The 20,868-nt window shown below is 58.8% G+C and carries 20 protein-coding genes; 16 read left to right on the forward strand and 4 right to left on the reverse strand.

All coding sequences use genetic code 11. The features are described 5' to 3' along the window. The first annotated feature begins 3 nt into the window (after positions 1–3). Both C2L65_RS32615 and C2L65_RS32620 read left to right on the forward strand, forming a co-directional pair. Positions 4–777: a molybdopterin-dependent oxidoreductase gene (locus C2L65_RS32615; RefSeq protein WP_042306046.1), complete on the forward strand. Its 774-nt coding sequence runs from the start codon at positions 4–6 to the stop codon at positions 775–777. A 48-nt stretch (positions 778–825) separates the two neighbouring features. Continuing rightward, positions 826–1,440, forward strand: coding sequence for a hypothetical protein (locus tag C2L65_RS32620; RefSeq protein WP_042306045.1), 615 nt, complete (start codon positions 826–828; stop codon positions 1,438–1,440). Positions 1,441–1,700: 260 nt separating this feature from the next. Here the strand turns inward: C2L65_RS32620 and C2L65_RS45735 are convergent, their stop codons facing one another. Further along, complete coding sequence (locus C2L65_RS45735; RefSeq protein ID WP_042306044.1) at positions 1,701–1,892, reverse strand: hypothetical protein; 192 nt, start codon at positions 1,890–1,892, stop codon at positions 1,701–1,703. A 255-nt stretch (positions 1,893–2,147) separates the two neighbouring features. Between C2L65_RS45735 and C2L65_RS32630 the strand changes: the two genes are divergently transcribed. Further along, positions 2,148–2,474, forward strand: coding sequence for a hypothetical protein (locus C2L65_RS32630; protein WP_233446699.1), 327 nt, complete (start codon positions 2,148–2,150; stop codon positions 2,472–2,474). A gap of 127 nt (positions 2,475–2,601) precedes the next feature. Here C2L65_RS32630 and C2L65_RS32635 read toward each other — a convergent pair whose 3' ends face one another. Continuing rightward, positions 2,602–2,835: a hypothetical protein gene (locus C2L65_RS32635; protein ID WP_156132269.1), complete on the reverse strand. Its 234-nt coding sequence runs from the start codon at positions 2,833–2,835 to the stop codon at positions 2,602–2,604. A 172-nt stretch (positions 2,836–3,007) separates the two neighbouring features. Between C2L65_RS32635 and C2L65_RS32640 the strand changes: the two genes are divergently transcribed. The 11 genes from C2L65_RS32640 (at position 3,008) to C2L65_RS32700 (ending at position 16,694) form a co-directional block, all read left to right on the forward strand. After that, positions 3,008–3,727 (forward strand): YrzE family protein, encoded by a 720-nt coding sequence (locus tag C2L65_RS32640; RefSeq protein WP_042306042.1) that lies wholly within the window; start codon positions 3,008–3,010, stop codon positions 3,725–3,727. Between the two features lie 46 nt (positions 3,728–3,773). Further along, positions 3,774–4,052: a hypothetical protein gene (locus C2L65_RS32645; RefSeq protein ID WP_156132268.1), complete on the forward strand. Its 279-nt coding sequence runs from the start codon at positions 3,774–3,776 to the stop codon at positions 4,050–4,052. Positions 4,053–4,156: 104 nt separating this feature from the next. Beyond that, positions 4,157–4,408 carry a hypothetical protein gene (locus tag C2L65_RS32650; protein ID WP_042306040.1) on the forward strand — a complete coding sequence of 84 codons (252 nt, stop codon included), beginning with the start codon at positions 4,157–4,159 and terminating at the stop codon, positions 4,406–4,408. Between the two features lie 102 nt (positions 4,409–4,510). Next, positions 4,511–5,542, forward strand: coding sequence for an alpha/beta fold hydrolase (locus tag C2L65_RS32655; RefSeq protein WP_042306039.1), 1,032 nt, complete (start codon positions 4,511–4,513; stop codon positions 5,540–5,542). 96 nt (positions 5,543–5,638) lie between these two features. Next, on the forward strand, positions 5,639–6,133 hold the full coding sequence (locus C2L65_RS32660) for a YciE/YciF ferroxidase family protein (protein ID WP_042306038.1): 495 nt from the start codon (positions 5,639–5,641) through the stop codon (positions 6,131–6,133). Positions 6,134–6,202: 69 nt separating this feature from the next. Then, the gene (phaP, locus tag C2L65_RS32665; protein WP_042306037.1) at positions 6,203–6,775 is read left to right on the forward strand and encodes a TIGR01841 family phasin; all 573 of its coding nucleotides are present in this window, start codon (positions 6,203–6,205) and stop codon (positions 6,773–6,775) included. 108 nt (positions 6,776–6,883) lie between these two features. Then, positions 6,884–7,984: an extracellular catalytic domain type 1 short-chain-length polyhydroxyalkanoate depolymerase gene (locus C2L65_RS32670; protein WP_233446700.1), complete on the forward strand. Its 1,101-nt coding sequence runs from the start codon at positions 6,884–6,886 to the stop codon at positions 7,982–7,984. Between the two features lie 239 nt (positions 7,985–8,223). Continuing rightward, positions 8,224–8,604, forward strand: coding sequence for a response regulator (locus tag C2L65_RS32675; RefSeq protein ID WP_052426848.1), 381 nt, complete (start codon positions 8,224–8,226; stop codon positions 8,602–8,604). 267 nt (positions 8,605–8,871) lie between these two features. Further along, entirely contained in the window at positions 8,872–10,089 is a 1,218-nt protein-coding gene (locus C2L65_RS32680; RefSeq protein WP_042306036.1) for a DUF2252 domain-containing protein, read from the forward strand. Positions 10,090–11,235: 1,146 nt separating this feature from the next. Further along, a complete protein-coding gene (locus tag C2L65_RS32690; protein ID WP_042306035.1) occupies positions 11,236–15,252 on the forward strand; it encodes a chemotaxis protein CheB in 4,017 nt (1,338 codons plus the stop codon). 908 nt (positions 15,253–16,160) lie between these two features. Beyond that, positions 16,161–16,694 carry a low affinity iron permease family protein gene (locus C2L65_RS32700; protein WP_042306108.1) on the forward strand — a complete coding sequence of 178 codons (534 nt, stop codon included), beginning with the start codon at positions 16,161–16,163 and terminating at the stop codon, positions 16,692–16,694. Between the two features lie 481 nt (positions 16,695–17,175). On the opposite strand, the gene C2L65_RS32705 is transcribed toward C2L65_RS32700, so the two are convergent. Then, a complete protein-coding gene (locus C2L65_RS32705; protein WP_156132267.1) occupies positions 17,176–17,424 on the reverse strand; it encodes a hypothetical protein in 249 nt (82 codons plus the stop codon). Between the two features lie 161 nt (positions 17,425–17,585). On the opposite strand from C2L65_RS32705, the gene C2L65_RS32710 reads away from it, so the two are divergent. Both C2L65_RS32710 and C2L65_RS32715 read left to right on the forward strand, forming a co-directional pair. Next, positions 17,586–18,581, forward strand: a complete 996-nt coding sequence (locus tag C2L65_RS32710; RefSeq protein WP_042306033.1) for a 2-hydroxyacid dehydrogenase — start codon at positions 17,586–17,588, stop codon at positions 18,579–18,581. A gap of 99 nt (positions 18,582–18,680) precedes the next feature. Beyond that, positions 18,681–19,499: a hypothetical protein gene (locus C2L65_RS32715; protein WP_052426847.1), complete on the forward strand. Its 819-nt coding sequence runs from the start codon at positions 18,681–18,683 to the stop codon at positions 19,497–19,499. A gap of 346 nt (positions 19,500–19,845) precedes the next feature. On the opposite strand, the gene C2L65_RS32720 is transcribed toward C2L65_RS32715, so the two are convergent. Next, positions 19,846–20,766, reverse strand: a complete 921-nt coding sequence (locus tag C2L65_RS32720; RefSeq protein ID WP_042306031.1) for a LysR substrate-binding domain-containing protein — start codon at positions 20,764–20,766, stop codon at positions 19,846–19,848. Positions 20,767–20,868 lie beyond the last annotated feature (102 nt).

Genomic DNA, 20,868 nt, shown 5'->3' on the forward strand with positions numbered 1-20,868 from the left:
ATCATGAACTCAGGTAAAGACGTGCGGACGCTCGACGCCGCATCCATCATCAAGGACGCGCAGAAGGAATTGCGTTCGTCTTCGCGGCGCCTCTTTGGCAAGCGAATCCTGACGCTGGGCGGCCTCGCGCTATTGTCCGGTTGCGATCTGACGAACGACAGGTCGGTGAACAACCTGCTACGCACGATGTCCTCGTTTAACGACGACGCCCAGGCGCTACTCTTCGATCGACGCAAGCTCGCGCCGACGTATCCGGACTCGATGATCACGTGCCCATTTCCGTTCAACGCTTTCTATGACATCGATCAGGTGCCGGAGATCGATGAACAGACTTATCGGCTAGAGCTCACGGGTCTCGTCAAAGGCCGGCGCGTGTGGACGCTCGGCGAGCTGAGCGCACTGCCGCAACGCAGCCAGGTGACGCGGCATATCTGTATCGAAGGCTGGAGCGCGATCGGCAAGTGGGGCGGCGTGCGTTTCTCGGATTTTCTGTTGCTGGCCGGTGCGGATACGACGGCGAAATACGTTGCGCTGCATTGCGCCGACAACTACTGGACGAGCATCGACATGCCAACGGCGCTGCATCCGCAGACGCTGCTGACGCTGACCTATGACGGCAACGTTCTGCCCGCGAGATATGGCTTCCCGATTAAGCTTCGCATCCCGACCAAGCTCGGCTACAAGAACCCGAAACATATCGTCGCTATCACCGTGACGAACGAATTTCCCGGTGGCTACTGGGAAAACCAGGGCTACAACTGGTTCGGCGGATCCTGACCCGCACGCCGCAGATATTTTCAATCACATCACACCAACGGAGTTCTTATGCACATTCGTTTCAAGCTCGCTGCTTCCTTCGTCGCGCTCACGCTTGCCAGCGCATCGTTCGCTCAATCTTCGGCCACGAAGCCCGAGCGTATCCGCGGCGACATCGTGTCGTTCTCCGGCAATACGTTGACGGTGCATCGCCGCAGTGGCGAAACCGTGACGATCGCCATGAGCGACGCGTCAAAGGTTAGCGCCGTGAAGCCGATCCAGCTCGCCGATATCAAACCGGGTTCCTACGTCGGCGCGGCGGCCACACCCGGTCCCGACGGCAAGCTGACTGCGAAGGAAGTGCTGGTCTTCCCCGAGGCTGCGCGCGGCACGGGCGAAGGTCACTATGCATGGGATCTCGGCGCCAACAGTTCGATGACGAATGCGAATGTGGACACGGTTGTCGAGAGCACGAGCGGACGCGACCTGAAGCTCTCGTACAAGGGCGGAAGCAACTCGATCACGGTGCCGGCCAACGTGCCTGTCGTGACGCTCGCGCCCGCCACGCGTGCTGATCTGATCGCGGGAAAGAAAGTGTTCGTGGTGGCGGCCCCGGCCAACGGCGGGAGCTACGGCGCGCAATTCGTCGTGGTCGAAAAGGACGGCGTAGCGCCGCCGATGTAAATGTGCCTTGCGTGGCGGTATTGCTTGAGGTCGGTGGAGTAGGGTGCTTTAGAAACCTTAGGTCAAGAGACGGTCGTTAGCTAGACGCGAACGTCTCCTCCTGCCTTCCCGGTCGTTTTAGAGGAGTAGGGTAGTTCAGGCTTTTGACCGGGCATCTGGGTGCTCTGGCTGACTTTCGAACGTAACAGCTGAAGCAATTCCCTCAGTACCTGGTTAGCCCAGTTCGTCGAACGTCCCGACGAGCCAGTCTATGAAAATCCTCACGCGTCGGCTGAGGTAGCGGTTGCGGGGATAAACGACGTGGTAAGGGTACGGTGTGTCGTCTTCAGCGCGCTAAGCCACCCTTCTTCAATGCCGCAGATCAGTTCAGCAGCGCGACGCTGCATTTCCATCGTATCTTCGATATAGGTAAAGATCGATCCCCCGGCCACCCGTGCGCCCTTCAGGATCATCTACGGGTCGCTGACCTGGAGGGTGCGGCGCCGACGCCAGCCTATCCCTTCCTGATCCTTCAAATAACAACAAGGGCACGATTGACTTCCCGATCGATGCGCCTACAATGAATTTTGCTGCATCGCAACAATTGGCCTTTGACCGCCGGCGCGTGTCTTTGCAGTCGTCCGCATCTCCGCACCCGCCGTCTCCCTTTCTGGAGCGACGCCGATTGCAGAGGAGTCGGACGCTACAGGCGGCAAGGCTCTTTATGCTTGTCACTGGCAGAGAATCGCCGGATGAAGTCCGCGGGGAAAAGGAAAAAGCAAATGAAAAGCACAGTAAAGCGGGAGAGCGCCGCAAAAATGCCTATCGACATGGCATTCGAACTCGAGCTTGCCGTGGGCGCATCGCATATCGCCAGTATGTTGCACGCGGCATCCCGCAGTTCTTGCATTGATGAACTGGTGCTTGGCTTTGTCCGCCAGCACGGTAGCGTTGACCTGAAGCGCTTTCTTCTGGCGCTAGCGGGAAAGCTTCACGCGCGTGGAAATAACGAGGGCGCATTGGCCGTCCGCAAGCATGCCGACGCAGCAGCCTGACACCATGAGCAGTGATCGCAGTTGCTCGCGCGAATCCCTCGATGCGCCGCAGACAACACCGATATAAACCAAGCCTCCAAAATCCTTCACCCACGTACCATCAGCTGGCTGAAGACCCCATGAGCAGCTAAGAAGCTGCTGTACCGGGCGCGTGCTGAACGGTGCGCTGTGACTGGCAGACCTTGCCGGCAATCGCGTATTTCGCCCAAAGACTCATTTCGACCAACCTGCCTCTCAGCGCAGACGTGCCCGTTTCCACGCGGTATCCCGTCATCACCATGGCGAGTGCCGCGATGAGTATGGTCGCGACTCCTTTGATAGCGGCACAGGAATGCAAGCTCTTGATGAGATTGCGGCGCATGTTCGCGCGGCCAGCGAGCAAGCCGCGTTCGCAAGAATGAGAACGGCGAAGGCGGCCGAAGAAAACAGGCGAAGCGGTTCGCAGCCGGGAACGCCCAATGCGCTGTTACTGCTGAACACAGTCCATCCTTGTGTTCGCTATTTCGGGTTTTCTCAACTGCCAAGGCACATCCATGAAACTGCTCATCACCCAAACCGGACTACCCCGCGTGTCGTGGGGATCCGTGATCACAGGTGTCATTCTCTCGCTGATCGTGTATCTCGTTCTGACCGTGCTTGGCACGGCAATCGGCATGTCAGCGTTTGCGCCGCTTTCGCGCTACAACCCGCTGGAGGGATATGGCTTCAGTTCTGGCGCGTACCTGATCGTAATGACTGCCATCGCGGTTTTTACCGGCTCGTATTTCGCAGGACGTTGCGCGCCCGTCCTTGGCTGGCTTCACGGTCTGCTCGCGTGGGCCGTGATGATTCTGCTCGTCATCTATGGAGCAACGTCTCTGTTCGGCACCGCCGTCAGCGCGGCCGGAACCGTGGCGTCTACGGGCGCAACGGTCGGTGCAACGATGGATCGATCGGGAACGGGTAATACGATGGCGGGCGCGTTGACCCAGCGGGTCCAGGGCGCAATCGCCTCCGCTACCGCCGAGGCGTCGGGTCCGCAAGCACAAGCCGACGCGCGTCAGACAGCCGATACGGCAGCCCGCAATGTAGCGCGCGCTTCGTGGTTCTCATTCGCGGCACTGATCGTCGGCGCGATCATAGCGATCGTTTCGGGCCACGCGGGCTTCAGGCATCAACCGCCGTTCGAGGAGGCGGCTGGTGTTTCGACCGACAACGTTCCGCTGCGCCGCGACCCGACGGGTGGAACGCTTTCAGGCCGCGCCGTTCGTTGAGGCCACGAGGAGCGGGCCAGAGCCCCGCTGAGTGAGGGAGGGCATCATGGCGTTGCGCGTAATTACTCACGTGACTTGTCCGTGGGGACACTGCGGCTCGATCGTCGAAAGCCGGTACGACGATTCCCGTTCGCACTGGTATCTCGCGACGCTGCGCGATCTGTCGCACAACGGGTTCTACGACGGCCTCGATTCTCTCTTTTCGGAAAATACGCCGTCGTGCCCGGCGTGTGGGCGGTCATTGGGACCGGAATTCGTTACGCGGCGCGAACATCGTGCCTTCAAGCACGCGCGTGAAGGGCAGGAGATCACGCGTCGGATTTGAACTTGACGCAGTTGCGGGCACTTCCCGGATGAAAAGGAAGTTGTCGCTCTTGCGGTACAGCGATTGCGCTTACCTGAGAGCCACTAACTTTCGAGGAGTGAACCATGACGCACACACCTGTTGAGCAACGCGCGCCGGACGAAAAGCCCGACGACGCCATTGACCAGACCATCGAAGACACCTTCCCTGCAAGCGATGCACCGGCGACGGGCGGAGCGACGCGGATCGAAGATGAGGAAGATGGTGACCTGCCCGGCATCGATCCGGATGAAGACGTCCCCGAGGAAGACACTCCCGGTGAGCCGTCACCAGGCGATGTTCCACCCGACGAGGCTGCGCCTCAGGGGAAGAAGTAAAGCAGTGCGCGGCCACGCAAAGATGCGGTCGCGCCAATCTCATCAAGCGCCGCTTTTCGGGAATGCTGATCTTTCTTACCTGTAGCTTCTACACGAGACGTCATGCCCACTTCTTTCAGTAAAGCCGGTTTATCTCGCGGCACAGTCGGAGCGGTCGCAGCAACGGCTGTCGCCGGTGCAGCCACCGCGCTGTGGGTTTCGCATCGGGCACGGAAAGCCGAACGCGATAATCCGCCTGTAGGCCGTTTTATCGAAGTGGACGGTACTCGGCTCCACCTAGTCGACAAAGGGAACGGCCCAGCGGTCGTGCTGCTGCACGGGAACACCGTCCAGTTACAGGATTTCATCGGCTGCGGTTTGGTTGACCGTTTAGCCGAACATCACCGGGTGATCGCATTCGACCGCCCGGGATTCGGACACAGCGAGCGTCCGCGGGATCGCCTCTGGACCGCGCAAGCCCAGGCGGCCGTCATACAGCAGGCGCTCATGCAGCTCCATGTGACGCGACCGGTCGTGGTCGGACATTCGTGGGGCACGCTGGTCGCACTCGGCCTTGCGACGGGATTTCCAGCGGATGTCAGGGGCCTCGTGCTGATTTCGGGCTATTACTATCCTTCGGCCCGCATGGATGTCGCGCTGGCGGCACCAGCAGCGCTTCCATTGCTAGGTGACGCGTTGCGTTACACGGTTTCGCCGCTGACCGGTCGCGTCATGCTACGGCGCAGCGTGCAGGCGATGTTCGCGCCTGCGCCGATGCCCGACAGGTTTTTCGATGTCGTGCCCCGTGAAATGTTGTTACGTCCCGTGCAGATCCGGGCAGCGGCAGAGGATGCCGCTTTCATGATCCCGTCCGCAGCACGTCTTTGCGCTCACTACGCCACGCTAAAAATGCCAGTGAGTATCTTCGCCGGCGAAGGTGACAAGGTTGTCGACCCTGAAGCGCAGTCGGTCCGACTGCATCGGAATCTGCAACATAGCGATCTGACGGTAGTGCCGGGAACAGGGCACATGGTCCACTACGCGCTGGCTGATGAAATAAAAAAGACGATTGATCGTATGACCTGCGATCCGCATACGAAACAGATTGAATCCGGCATGCCCGTGGACGACGTTCCGCTGACGATTGCCGATTAAGCGGTTTTGTCTCGTCTCCAGATTCATGCTGGGATCACAAGCACCAAACTGCACTCATCCTGAGTGCAGGTCCGAAATTCAAATCAAGGAACAGTCATGTCTACGAAGACCCTCAAGGATCTGTTTATCCACTCGCTATCGGATATCTATAGCGCCGAAAAACAGATGACAAAGTCTCTGCCCAAGATGGCACGCGCGTCGAGCAGCCCGGATCTCAGGGCCGCATTCGAGAAACACCTCGAAGAGACGCTGGGGCAGGTTCAACGGATCGACCAGATCGTCGAGACGAGCGGAATCAAGCTCAAGCGCGTCAAGTGCGTCGCGATGGAAGGTCTTGTCGAGGAAGGCCAGGAGCAAATAGACGAGATCGACAAAGGCCCTGTCCTCGATACGGCGCTTATCGCCGCCGCTCAAAAGGTTGAGCACTATGAAATCGCCTCCTACGGTTCGCTGATCGCACTGGGCAAGCAGCTGGGAGAAGCAGAGGCGGTGAAGCTGCTGGCTGAAACGTTGAAGGAAGAGAAGGCGACGGACGAGGCGCTTTCGTTGCTGGCAGAAGAGAAGGTGGCAGCAGAAGCAATGGGCAAGTAACCATCGATGCGGCTCCGCCCGCATCTGACACCTATCAAGCGATGCTTTTATCCCAACAAGGAGTATCAAATGTTCTTTTATTCGCCGCAGCAGATTGCGGAACTCAATAAAGCCAGTTATCAGTCATTCGTCAATCTGACTGGAAAATACATGAACGGACTTCAGGAGCTCGCGGAACTGAACGTTCAAACAATCAGGACAATCATTGAGGAGAGCAACAATTTTCCGAAGGACAATGTCACTGAAAACGTCGGCGATCTTCCGCAATGGCAATCAAGCATGCTGACCCAGCTTCCCGGAAAAGCGGCTTCCTATAATCGCCATCTACACACCATCATTCTGTCGACAGGCGCTGAAGTCGCGCGCGAGGTCCAACGCCAGTACGAAAGTCGTGGTGGGCAGGTCAACGCGATTTTCATGGAGGCGATAGAAAAGGCGAGCGCGGCGTCGACAAGAACGGCCGAAACGCTGGAGAACTCTATTACAAAGCCAGCGCAGGACATGGTAGGCACCACCGTTAAAGACGCAGTAGAAAGCGTTTCATCGGATGCCGTTTCGCAAACAGCGAAGGCGACGGGCGACTTCATGGCCGGGGGCGAAGCGATGCTGCCCCAGCCCAATAAATCCGGCAACAAGCGCTAAACGACAGATCTTTCCCGTGCAGGATCTGGATGCAAGCAAACAAGACCCGCTGAAGGCGGGTTTATTTTGAAAGCATGCGATTCGCGACCGCTGACCGACAAGAACATCATGAATAATTCCAACCCGTTTCTATTCGCGCAGGATTTTACACTCGCGCTTTTTGTGCGAGGCCCCGTGGACGCGACTACAAGATTCTTTTGCGCAATGATGCCAGCGCACGGTTCGGCCGATCCGGAGCCGTCTCACTGCGATGGGAAATGCGCAGATTCAGCGGCAATGGCATCGCTGACGAGGGTGCCGGCCGAGTCCATATGGCTGCAGAAGACGTTTCGGGGAAAGATGGGATCGCGAAACTACAAAGTTTATATTCCGACATCGTACGGATGCGAACCTCTCCCGATGATCGTCATGCTTCACGGCGCCAACCAGGATCCTGACGATTTCGCCGCTGGGACGAGGATGAACGGTCTCGCCGAAGCGGCGCGATACATCGTTGTCTACCCGGAGCAACCGCAAAGCGCCAATGCCGCGAGATGCTGGAACTGGTTTCGGCCAGGCGATCAGATTCGCGAGTCGGGCGAAGCGGCGCTCATTGCCGAGCTCACTCGCGAGGTGATGTCCACGTATAACGCGGATTCCACCCGCATTTACGTGGCCGGCATGTCGGCCGGCGGCGCAATGGCAGTCAATCTTGCCGTCACTTATCCCGATCTTTACGCAGCCGCCGGGATCCACTCGGGGTTACCCTACGGGATTGCGAATGACGCATTTTCCGCCATGTCTGTCATGAATCACGGGTCAACCGATTTTCAGTTTGAATTGTTGCGGAAGGAATCGGAGCAACGCGCCTATAGACCTCTGATCGCCTTCCATGGAGATCAGGATAATGTCGTGCATCCCCGCAATTGTGACGATCTGATACGCATGAACTGCACCTTCGCAGTCTCAACACAAAGCGCGTCCCGTCAAATTTCGACGGTTGCGACAGAGGACGGGATCTATGGCCATACGCGCAGTCTTTCATACGACGACGAGGGCGGGGTCGTAGGAGAACAATGGATTATTCATGGTCTAGACCATGCGTGGTCCGGCGGCGATAGTGCCGGAAGCTACACCGACTGCAATGGACCAGATGCATCTCGCGAAATGCTTCGCTTCTTCGATTCGGTCAATCTCAATACAGGGGGGGACCGGGAGGTTTCAGCCTGATCGAATGGCCGGCGTCGTTTTCACTTCTCAACGTATTTCGGTCGGGCCTGCTCGCTAACGACGCCTTTCTGCCGCCGCGATGCGGCATAACGATTGCGGTTTGATAAACGTATTGCAAGAACTCGCAGTCGCTTGGCGTGAGACACCTGAGGCAGCGCGCACCGAGATCGACTGCGTTGTCGTAGCAGCCATAAAGTCCGGACCACGTCGTCCATGACCGCGAGGCCGGGGTAAATAACATGCAGACCGAAATCGTGGCAAACCTTCTTCTGGTCGACGATGATGCAGAAAACCTGGCGTCGCTGCAACTGGCGCTCGAAAGTGACGGTCATCACGTAAGCATTGCTGGCGACGCATCGCGGGCGATGGAAATGCTGATGAGCGAACCGATTGAGCTCGTCGTAACAGACTATGAAATGCCCGGCATGAACGGTGCTGAATTCTGTCGTCAGGTGCGCGCGCAACCTGCGCATCGTGATCTGCCCATCGTGATGCTGTCCGCAGGTCCCGAACCCGTCTGCGTCCTACGTTGCTGGACGCTTTTTTTTCGCAAGCCCGCACCTTTCGAGCGTCTCACGGCAGCCATCTGGGCTCAGATTGCCGGGCGCAGTATCCCGTAGACGATTTGCGACGTACGGAAGCCTGAAAGTAGGGGTTGGCGCCCATTTCATTGATGCGCGACAGATGTAGTCGGTTAGGGAGGCGGAATGAAGAATTGGATGCTGGCGTATCAGGTTGTTGTCTGGCTGAGCGCGGCCTTGTTTTCGATAGCGGGTGGGCTTTGAATCGTGACGCACTTTTTCCGGCAATCATGAAAGTTCATCGCTCCTGTCCCGACATGCGCGGCGAGCGCGAATGTCCCTACTTTCCGGAATCGTGGTAAAGCCATGCGCAAGCCTCTGAAACCGAAAGTCCCACGCCATGCGCGCCGGCAGGACGTATTGACGGCCAGACGCAATGTGAAGATGGCCAGCTCTACGCACGCCTACGTGCGCGGCAACACGATCAAATTCTATGACTGGTTGAAGGAAGCGGAAATTCGGGGATTGCCTGAAGGTCCTGCCATCTGGATCTGTGGTGACTGCCACACAGGCAATCTTGGCCCGATAGCGAATTCTCAGGGGAAAATCGAAGTTCAGATTCGCGACCTCGATCAAACCGTCATCGGTAACCCCGTGCATGATCTCGTTCGCCTCGGATTGTCTTTGGCGACCGCCGCGCGAGGGTCGGCACTTCCTGGCATTACCACCATCAACATGATTGAGGCGCTCTTCGAGGGGTATTTGCAACCGTTCTCGAAAGAGACGGCCTCGCAGGAGCCTGGCGAGAGACCAGAGGTGGTGCGTGTAGTGATGCGTGAGGCCGTGCGACGCACGTGGAAGCATCTTGCGCGCGAGAGACTGGACGATATCCAGCCCACGATACCTTTCGGCAATCGTTTCTGGCCAATCAGCCAGAAAGAGCGAGCCGAAATCGAATCGCTTTTTCAGATACATACTCTGGCAGAACTCGCTACGGGTTTGCGCGGGCGTCCAGACACGGGCGATGTGACGGTGCTCGATGCCGCATACTGGGTCAAGGGTTGCAGTTCGCTCGGACGACTCCGCTACGCGGTTCTTCTCGATGTGGATGGTGGTGCGATAGAGGGTGACGACCTGTGCCTGATAGATATCAAGAAAGGTGTGCAGGCAGCTGCTCCGCATTACGCGGACGCGGTGATGCCCAGAGACAACGCGGAGCGAGTCGTTGAGGGCGCCCGCCACCTGTCGCCTCATCTCGGCGAACGCATGCGTTCGGCGACTCTCCAGGATAGACCGGTCGTGCTGCGCGAGCTATTGCCACAAGATCTGAAGCTGGAGATCGAGCAGATCGGACCGAAAGAAGCCATGGAGGTCGCGCGTTACCTGGCCCTCGTGGTGGGCCATGCGCACGCACGACAAATGAGCCACGCTGATCGCAAGCGCTGGATCTCCGAGTTGCGACGTACAAAATCAAAATCAATCGAAGCACCCACGTGGCTGTGGAAAAGCGTTGTCGACCTCGTGGGCAGCCACGAGGTCGGCTACCTCGAACATTGCCGACGGTACGCTCTGGATGCGGGCTGATGTGGCGCTGGCAATGCGTACCGTGCTGAAGTCGGGCTGAATGGGTCGTACAACGCAACCGGGTGATGCGGCATGTCAGGCCTCTTTTTTTCCCCACTGCGCCCCCGGGAGCAGCCGTTGCGCTACAAACATCACATCACGCTCCTCTTTCGCGAAAATCGGGTTCGAAGGCCTATCTGGCGGTTGTTGGCAGACGTTCGACGCGCGCGCAACAATGCGCCGCGAACTGGCCGTGTCTATGAATTGAACCGGCAGGAATGCGGGATGCGCTTTCGTTCTATATCTCTCGCATATCGGCGATCACCTGGAAAAGGAGCAGTTATGCAAACCCAGTCCTGTGCGCCGTATCGCGGATTCACAATTGACGTCCGGGTCATGGCGAACAACGTTGTTTCACTCAATGGCAAGGAGCTTCGGTACTCCGTCTCCTGGTCTATTCTTTCGTCAGGCTTGCCCGCAACGGCAGTCACCAGCCTCCCGCAACAGCTTGATTTCTTGTCACGTGAAGAAGCATTTTCATATGCGGAGCGGCGGGCACACACTTTCATCGACGGTTGCCTATACGCTCCAGACATTGAATCAATCGCGTCGGTAACGTAGATCTGCACTTCGCTGCGGATACCGTTGCCTGAGGAGTTCAGCCTGTGATGCCCATGATCGGCAGGTACGCAGAAGCCATCGAGACACTCCTGACAGCTCGCTGCCGTCGTGTGAGCTAGTTTCCGAACCCGGACTGTCGCCATTTCCTGCGCCAACACCCTCCACCTCGAGAGTTGCTCCACCGAGGCAATATGGAACGGTTGTGTCGCGCGATAACTCAGATTCCTTCCGGCAATATCAGTCACGGCAACGTAGGTAGCCGGCGGCGCCCTGCGGAGAAGGTTAAAGGGGCGGCGCCGGATGCCGAGGCCGGGAACGGGCAATGCGCTGATATGTCTTGAACACAGCCGCCTTGCGCACGTGCGGTGGTCGCGGTTTTTTGCGCCTGATGTCAGGTTTCCATTCAGACGGATGCTCGCTGCCGATTCGCGAGATAATTGGGCCCACAACAGGACGGATAGTGATGTTAAAAGTCGCAACCAGACGGGATTTGGCTTGAACGATGATCCTTTACATTGACTGAGTAGCAGTTGCCCCCAATTTCACATGACCGATCCGGCTAGCTCCTCCCGCCTGCAGACGCAGCCTGCGGCCACGCACATTGTCGCAATTGGTTCCTCAGCCGGGTCATTGCATGCGCTCGGGCAATTCTTCGCGACCGCATTCGGGGCGTGGAGCAACACGGCTTTTGTCGTCGTCGTCCACCTTCCGCCGGACTCCGACAGCCATCTGGCCGAACTGCTTGCGCAATCTACCTCGCTTGCCGTGTCGGCCATCGAGGACAATGCGCCGATCCTCGGCGGCCACGTCTATGTCATTCCGCCGAAGGTGTCGGTTACCGTAGCACGCGGTGCATTCCGACTGGCGCCCGCCGTCAGTCGGCCAGAAATCCCGATGCCGATTGACCGCCTGTTTACGTCACTGGCCGCCGACCAGCACGAACGGGCAATTGGCATAGTGCTTACCGGGGCGAACGCGGACGGCTCCGCCGGCCTGCGCGCGATCAAGGCAGAGGGCGGCATGGTGATGGCGCAGGACCCAGGGACCGCAGAGCACAGCACGATGCCGAGGCAGGCCATTGCCACGGGATTGGTCGACTATGTGCTGCCCGTCGAGAAAATGGCTGCGGCGCTGAACGAGTACATCGAGCGATCGAAAAGCGTGCCACTGCCAGCGGCCGATGCCGACGGGCATTCACCCGATCTCGAACCCGTGCTTAGAGCGCTGGCTGCGGCCGGCTCCGAATTCCGGGGCTACAAGCGGGGCACGCTGGAGCGGCGCATCGCGCGTCGCATGACCGTGAAACGCGTGAGCAGTTTCGACGCCTATTGCGACATGCTGAGAAATGACGTTGATGAGGCGGAAGCGCTCAGTCTGGACATGATGATCGGCGTGACGGAGTTTTTCCGTGATCCCGAAGCATGGCAGGTGCTCTCCGAGCGCGTCCTCGCCGGGCTCCTTGCCGAGCCGGAAGGCGACCAGCCGCTACGGGTCTGGGTGCCGGGCTGTGCGACAGGCGAAGAAGCGTATTCGATGGCGATGCTGCTAACCGAGGAGATCGAGAAACGGAACGCGTCGCGAAAGTTCAAGATCCTCGCTTCCGATGTGAATCGCGCTGCACTGGCGCGGGCGCGCGCGGGCATCTACGCACCAGGTGTCGCACTGCCGCTTGGCGAACGCCGCCTCGAGCGTTTCTTCCATGTGCATGACGACGGCTACCAGGTGCGGCAGGAACTGCGCGAGGCGATCCTTTTCACGCCGCAGAACCTGATCGCCGACCCGCCTTTCTCGCGCGTCGATCTGATCAGTTGCCGCAATCTGCTCATCTACCTCGAGCCAGAGGCCCAGCAGCGCGTATTTGAGTTGTTTCATTTCTCGCTGAACCCGAAGCGGTATCTGTTCCTCGGGCGCTCGGAGAGCACTGATCCCGATTCGATCCAGTTCCAGGAAGTATCGAAGGCCTGGCGCATCTATCAGCGCAGTCCCGTTGCGGCACCGGGGATCTCGGGCTACCGATTTTCGGCCCGCGCAATACGGCACGAGGACTTTCAGCCCGCTAGCCGCGTGGGCTCCAGAAACAAGGGGTACGCGGAACTGGTCAATGCGACCCTGCTGGCCGAACATCACGCTGCGTCCGTACTCATCAATCCGGCTCACCAGGTGCTCTACGTTAGTGGTTCTGCCGATGAGTATCTGGGGCAGCCAGCCGGCGAACCGACCGGCAACATTCTCGACATGGCGCGCGAAAACCTGCGGTTGAAGCTGCGCATCGCACTGCGTCGTGCGGGCGAGAACGGCTCGGCTACGCCCGTCAGCGAAATCGTGACAAACGGAGCCGCGGCGCCGATCAAAATCACCGTGACACGGCCTTTCGATACGGCGCACTCAGGCAGGGCGCTGCTCGTGATCTTTGCGCGGGTGCCGGTGCTCGACCGGCCCGTCGTACCCGCTCCGATGGGCGCCGATTCTGACCTGTGGCATCTTGAAAGCGAACTCCGCACGACGCAGGCAGCGTTGGGCAGTACCATCGAGGAACTGGAGGAAAGCAACAGCGGGCTGAGGGTGTCGAACGAAGAGATTCTTTCAATGAACGAGGAATTGCGTTCGTCGAACGAGGAACTTGAGACATCGAAAGAAGAGTTACAGGCGGTCAACGAGCAGATGAACCAGGTGAACTCGCAGCTCGAGCAGAAAGTCGACCAGCTGGAAGTGCTCACCGAGGACGTCACAAATCTACTCTCAAGTACGGAAATCGCTACGTTACTGCTTGATCAGCAGGGCCTGATCAAGCGGTTTACGCCTAGTGCGGGCAGGATGTTTGGGCTCGCGTCTGCCGACACCGGGCGCGCCATTGCGGAGGTGCTCGGCGCGCCGCTATGCGATGCGTTGATGCTCGACGTGGAACAGGTGCTTTCTGGTGTGAGCGAACAGGCCGAGCGGGAAATCGAAACAGCGACGGGGCAGTGGTACGTCCGGCGGATTACCCCGTACGCGGCCATGCGCGGCAAGCCACCCGCGGGCGCCGTCATCACGTGGACGGACGTCAGTCACATCAAGCGCATTGACGAGCGCGCCCGGCGACTTGCTGCAGTCGTTCAGGATTCGAACGATGCCGTCACGGTATTCGACCGCACGGGCCATTTTCTCGCCTGGAACAGGGCCGCCACCACGATATACGGATACAGCGAAACGGAAGCGTTGCGGATGTCCGTATCCGATCTGCTTCCGCACGGATCGAGACAGGATCACCTCGATTTCATTCAACATGCGCTGCTTAGCGAAGCGTCACACTCGTACGAAACGCAACGGGTCGCCAAAGATGGGCGCGTGATCGATATCTGGCTGACGATGTCGATCCTGCGGGATGACTCGGGCAACGTCACGGGCGTGGCTTCCACCGAGCGCGACCTGACCGAGCGCAGCATGAGCAATGCCTATCTGCGCGAACGGGCGGAACAACTGGCGCTGGCCGACCACCGCAAGAACGAATTTCTCGCCGTGCTTGGACACGAGTTGCGCAACCCGCTCGCGGCGCTCGTATCGGCGACGACTCTGCTGAGATCTGCAGCCAGCGACGATGCGGGGAAGACCTGGGCCACGGGAGTCATCGAGCGTCAGGGAAAAGCACTGATGCATCTGGTCAATGACATGCTCGATCTCACGCGGATCACGAGCGGCAATATCGAACTCAACCGGCAGACAGTCTCGCTGAAAATGGTGGTGCAAAGCGCGATTGAGGTTTGCCAGCCAATTGTCGACGAGCGCAGGCACAGCCTGTCTGTTTCTTTGCCGCCGGAACCTGTGTTTTTATACGTGGATGCAACCCGCCTGTCGCAGGTCATCGAGAACATCGTCATCAACGCGGCGAAGTTTACCGCCCCTGGCGGATCGATCCAACTGGGCGCGACGACGACGGCGCATCGACTTTTACTGAGCATCAAGGACAATGGGCGAGGTATTCCGCCCGCGATGCTCAGGAGCCTGTTCGAAATGTTCGTTCAGGGGCCACCATCCGGCAACCAGCGCAACAATGGTCTGGGCGTGGGACTATCGGTGGTGAAGCGTCTGGTTGAGTTGCATGGCGGGTCGGTCAGGGCGATCAGCGACGGCGTGACGGGCAGCGAGTTCATTGTTGACCTGCCGCTCGATGCAGCACCGAAACCCTCAGACGTCAATGTCGAAAATCCGGCGTCGCCGAGCGCCGACCGTCGACGGCGAATTCTCATCGTCGACGACAACGCCGATGCCGCCGAAGCGTTGGCGATGCTTCTGGTCATGCGGGGCCACGAGGTCGAGACGCGTATGGACGGCGCCTCGGGACTTGCGGCCGTGGCAACCTTCTCGCCGGAGATTGTCCTACTCGACGTCGGACTGCCCGACATGGACGGCTACGAAGTCGCAAGGCGACTGCGCGAGTCTGATGCGCGCCGGGACACGACGCTCATCGCAGTCACCGGATACGGCCTGCCTTCGGATCGCATCCGCTCGGCCGAAGCCGGATTCGACCATCACCTTACCAAGCCCGTTGATGCTGACGAATTGGTGCGGCTCTTCAGCGAATAATCTGGAGCCAGTACGCACCTGTCGTGGAAGTCTTCTGTCAGTTCTTGCGCTTGTTGCTGAGAATCCAGGGGTGGCGCCTCCCGCACGCGGACCGCGACAAGTTCATCGAAGCCTGGGTGTGGATGTGGCGTTGCTAATCGCCAAAGCGTTTCCGGAAGGGCCGTCGTTAATGGGTGGTGTTCGTGCAATACGTTGTTTGCTTGCGCGGCATGCGAATTGCGCATTTTGATTGGCGGGCTCACACCTTCCGGTGCTAACGACCGCTTTGCGCTTGAGGAGACCACCATGCGAGTTTCGACAAGAGGAATTTTGATTTCGGCGTTGCTTATGGCTATTTCAGGAACTGCGTACGCGCAAGGCGCTGGGGGCGGAGGAGCCGCCGGTGGACAAGGCGGTACGGGCATGAGCAAGCCGAACGCAGGTGGCTCGACCGATACAGTGTCAGGTGCGTCAGGGGCGAATACCATGGCACCCTCCGGTACCACTTCGCACAAGAAGATGCACAAAAAGTCGAACCCCGCCATGGCGGCGTCGGCACCGACGCCGGGGTCAGGCAGCAATTGACGGTCAGGCGATGGCGGTCTTCGACTGCTCGTAAAGAGTGCGCAGGTTTGAGGCGGCCCTCAAATGTGCAAGGCTGAAGAAGTGTGGACTGCGCCGCCGAGCATCCAGTCCGCGCTCCCGCGCAGTCTGCATATCTTTGCCGTGAGTTGACGCTTTATCGACAACCAGAAGTCCTGGTACGTTTGCGGCTCGGTCACGGTTTGCAATCGTCGTGCAGCGTATGTTTTCGCCCGTTGAACAGAACCCAAAGAAATACGGCGTCGCGTGAGATGTAGCAACGTACCCTGAGCAACAGTCTGGCACAAGAGTTGCGCTTCTGGATCGATGTGATTGAGGAGAAGGTCATGCGCGATACACGACACGCGAGCGGTTCAGATGAGCTCGGCAGCGTACCGGATACATCCAGCCCGGCGTACGCATCCAGTCACCCAATCACGCGTCTGTTCGACGGTTTCGCGAGTACCGTGACGCGATGGGCAGGCTCACCAATCGCCTTTGGTCTTGCGGTCGCAACCGTAGCTTTATGGGTGGTTACGGGACCGCTTTTTCATTATTCTGACGCGTGGCAGCTTGTCATCAATACTGGCACGACCATCGTCACCTTCCTCATGGTCTTCCTCATCCAGCAAAGTCAGAATAAGGATAGCGTCGCGGTCCATCTGAAGCTCAACGAGTTGCTCGCTTCGCATAGAGAGGCGAGCAATCAGCTCATTGGGATAGAGGACTCATCCGAAGATGACCTTCGCCGCATAGCAGCCGCATATCTCAAGCTGGCGAGTCAAAGGGTAGCGGGAAACGACGAGGATGCGGATGTTCGGCGATGTGTAGAAAATGCGAATGACAAACGTGAGGAGACCAAGGTGGACGTGGGCCAATGAGACGAACCGCGTTGCGGATTTCGAACACGAATTGGGCGTTGGAGGGCAGCGGTACATTCGGTACGATTTGGATACCGGCGTCCAGTGCCAGCCGTATATACGCGTCGTGGCCGCCTGCTTCGTTTCTCGTGAGCCTTCCGTACTTTGTTTTTATTATCACGGGCGTTATTGCCTCGAAAATCCGCGTGAAAACTGCTCTTAATTAATTGGTTTATATGGTCATTGCCGATCTGTTAAGGCTCAAACACTTCGGTCAGTTGCATAGGCCGTAAACCCTTGTCCGGGTTGCGCTGTTGGGGGGTACCGGCCGGCGAAGTCGATTTAATCAGACAGCGAGAACGGATTCCGCGATATCGACGTTAAATGGAGGAAAAGTTGACCTCCGCGAATCGCTGAGCGAGAGAACAGGGTGCTCTCAACGAATAAGAGCCCGGCACGCCATCGATACGATTGGGGAAGCGAAAACCCGTCGGATCGCGTTTTATAAAAAGGCATCGGGTTCTATAGGCTGTGGTGTAAATAAAAGGTAGAGAGGAATTGCGGCTCGTTGCAGTTTGCTGAGGTCGAATTGACCTTTGCGAATGCGATGCATCAGTTCGATGCCGGAAATCGGCTTTGCCACTTGCTCATGCCTCGCCGTCCACTCGTTAAACCGCGAGCTTAAACTGGCTGCAGTCTCATTTGCACCAGAACCGATTTGCGACTGAATGCTCTTAAAGAGGACGACCATTGGACCAAGGTCCCCTATCATCCCGCACGCGCATGATCTAGTCTTTTCACTGACCACCCTCTACGTTGAAATTGCCATGACACGCTCAACCGCCCGTGCGCAGGTAATGCGCACCGTGGTTCGGGCATTTATCGTGATTATCCGGAGACTGGAGGCACGCCATGGAGATCGCCGTTTTCAGCTCGACGCCCTACGAGCGCCGCTACCTCGTCGAGGCCAACGCCAACGGGCATCACACGCTGAATTTCTTCGAGGTGCCGTTGACGGCCGAATCAACAGGCCTCGCGAGCGGCTATCCCGCTGTCTGCATTTTCGTCAACGATCGCGCGGACGCCCAGGTGCTGGAAGCGCTGCAGCAAGGCGGCACGCGGCTCGTGGCGCTGCGCTGCACCGGCTTCAATAACGTCGATCTTGAGACGGCGGCCCGTCTCGGGATGAAAGTGGTTCGGGTGGTCGACTATTCGCCGAACTCCGTCGCGGAACATGCGGTGGCACTGCTGCTCGCGATCAACCGGAAAATCCATCGCGCGTACAACCGGACGCGGGATTCGAATTATTCGCTAGATGGCCTGATCGGTTTCGACCTGACGGGCAAGACGGTCGCCGTCGTTGGCACCGGCAAGATCGGTCGTGTGTTCGCGAAGATCATGCTCGGCTTCGGCTGTGAAGTGATCGGGTACGATCCGGTGCCGTCGCGGGAGTTCGAAGCGCTGGGCACGCGTTACGCGGCCCCCGGCGAGATCGGGGAGAGAGCGGACGTCATTTCGCTGCACTGCCCGCTGACGCCGGCGACGCACCACATCATCAACGCCGAAACGCTGTCGCGCGCCAAGCCGGGAGCGTTGCTGATCAACACGAGCCGTGGCGCGCTGATCGATACGAAGGCCGTCATCGAAGCCCTTAAAACGGGTCAGTTGGGCGGTGTGGCGATCGACGTCTACGAGCAGGAGGCAAACCTGTTCTTCAGGGATCTGTCGAGCGTCGTGATCGCGGACGACATCATCCAGCGGCTGGTCTCTTTTCCTAATGTAATCGTGACGGGGCATCAGGCGTTTCTCACGCGGGAAGCGCTGACCACGATCTGCGAAACGACGCTTCAAAGCGCAACGGCATTCGAGGAAGGCCGGACGCTCGAAAACGAAATCGAGGCCCGTTGACTCACGCTTTCTGCATATGCGGCAGCGCATTCATCAGAGTGGAAGCTGGGTCGACCGGGGGGCGCGTTCATACGAATGGAAGCAGAGGAGACTCCCTTCATGCGCGGATACTGCGGATACATCGCCGCCCTGACATTCGTCGCGACGTTCGCACAGGCGTCGGACGCTGCGCCGACGCGAAGCGAGGTGGACGACCACTGGCAATTCGCGGTGGCACCCTACCTGTGGCTACCATCCGTGGACGGCACGATGCGCTTCTCGCTGCCTGGCGGCGGCGCCGATGCGTCCACGGGCCCATACGATTATCTGCAGAACCTCAAATTCGCTTTCATGATTCAAGGCGAAGCGCGCAAGGGCGACTGGAGTTTCTTCGCGGACGGGATCTATCTGAACTTCGGGCGCCACGAGAGTGCGGTCAACGCCACGAACGGTCTGTTCGGGCCACGCGAAACGCAGAAGAGCGTCGAAACAAGCTTTCGCGGCACGCTGATCGAGATCGGCGGCGGGCGCACAATGATTCGGCAGTCGTGGGGTTACGTCGATGCGATCGTGGGGATGCGCTACCTCGGCGTGAAGGGCACGCTAGACGCGACAGCCGTCTCGACCACGAGCACCGGTGTGGGCGCGAATCCGCAACTAGACGTATCGCAGGTGCAGAACATTTTCGACGGCTTCGCGGGCGTGCGGGGGCGCGTGTCGATCACGGGCGACGGCCGGTGGTACGTGCCGTTCTATCTCGACCTGGGCGCCGGAACGTCGAAGTTCACATGGCAGGCGATGACCGGGCTCGGCTACGCGCTGAAATGGGGCGACGTCAGTCTGACGTATCGGTATCTGGCGTTCTACGGCTCGGGCGATCAGCTCGTGCAGACGCTGCGGTTCAGCGGTCCGAGCCTGAATGTGATCTTCAGGTTCTAAATGCGCGGAGTCTGGAAAATTGGTGCCACGCACCACAGATGGACAGATGAATGGGCCATACATGAGTCAACCCCACGACGGCAGCACTGATGGTGATTGACGCAACTCAAGATGGGATGACTAGACGCTTACCGCGAAGTAGGGCATGTCGCCGTTGTTGACGTTGCAGAAGCCGAGCGCGTTCGAGCCTTCGCCCGAATGTGTAAGTGACAGTGCATGCGAATGACGCTTCATGGCGGGCTCCGGCTCAACCGCCTGGGTTTATGGATCACCAGCCGCTGCCGCATAACGTCACCGCCGATCTCTACGCGGACGCGCTTTGCGTTGAGCATTCCCTTCAGGTCCTTCAGCCACCGATCTCCAGATTCATATCAAGTGCATGAGGACCGCTGCTCAACTGTTCCTTCAGGAAATCGAGGCAGACGCGTACCTTGGCAGAATTCACGGATCGAGTGCTCAACACCGCCCAGATATCGGCAGGCTCCCAGTACTGCGGCAGCACTTGCACGGCGCGTCTTGCGCGAATCGCATCCGCGATGTCCCACACCGACAGCAGGCAGATTCCCTTACCGTCGAGACACCAGTTCCGCACGACGTCACTCATATTGGAACCGAAGCGGCTGGTGACCTTCACCGCCTCGACACCTTTGGGTCCCATCAGCCGCCAGGTGCCGAAAGCCTGCTCCCGCTCCCGGTACAGCAGGCATTCATGTTCCGCCAGATCAGCGAGCAGTTTCGGCTCACCTCGCCGCTTGAGATAGCTGGGCGCGGCAACCAGGATGCGGCGGTTGCTGGCTATGCGGTGAGCGATCAACTGCGGTTGCACAGGATCGCCGAATCGAAGATCGATGTCGATGTTTTCATTGACGAGATCAGTGCGCCTGTCGAGTACTTCCAGCCAGACGTCCAGCTTCGGATAGCGCTCGCCCAGCAGCGAAAGAATGGGCGAGACGTGTAGACGCCCGAAACGCAGGCTCGTGCTGATACGAAGCAGGCCCGACAGTTCGCCCTTCGTGGTTTGCAACGTCTCCGTCATCGATGCAACGTCTTCGAGGATGCGCCGCGCCCATTCGAAGGCAATTTCACCGTCGGACGTAATCACCACGCGCCGCGTCGTGCGATGAAAAAGACGCACCGACAGCGCCGCTTCGAGAATGGCGATTCGCTTGCTGACATGAGCGGGCGTTGTCCCCAGCTCTTTCGCGGCGGCCGCGAAGCTCGCGCGCCGCGCGGCAATGCAGAACACGTTCAGGTCATCGATATCCATGCGGCGATTGTAAACGGATCGTTGATACCGAGACAACGACATTGGTATTGATGCAAAAAGTGTTGTCTATAGAATCGTTTTCACAGTCGCGAACGATGCGGC

Origin of the sequence: Paraburkholderia terrae (assembly GCF_002902925.1) — a bacterium.
GTDB classification, from domain to species: Bacteria; Pseudomonadota; Gammaproteobacteria; order Burkholderiales; family Burkholderiaceae; genus Paraburkholderia; species Paraburkholderia terrae.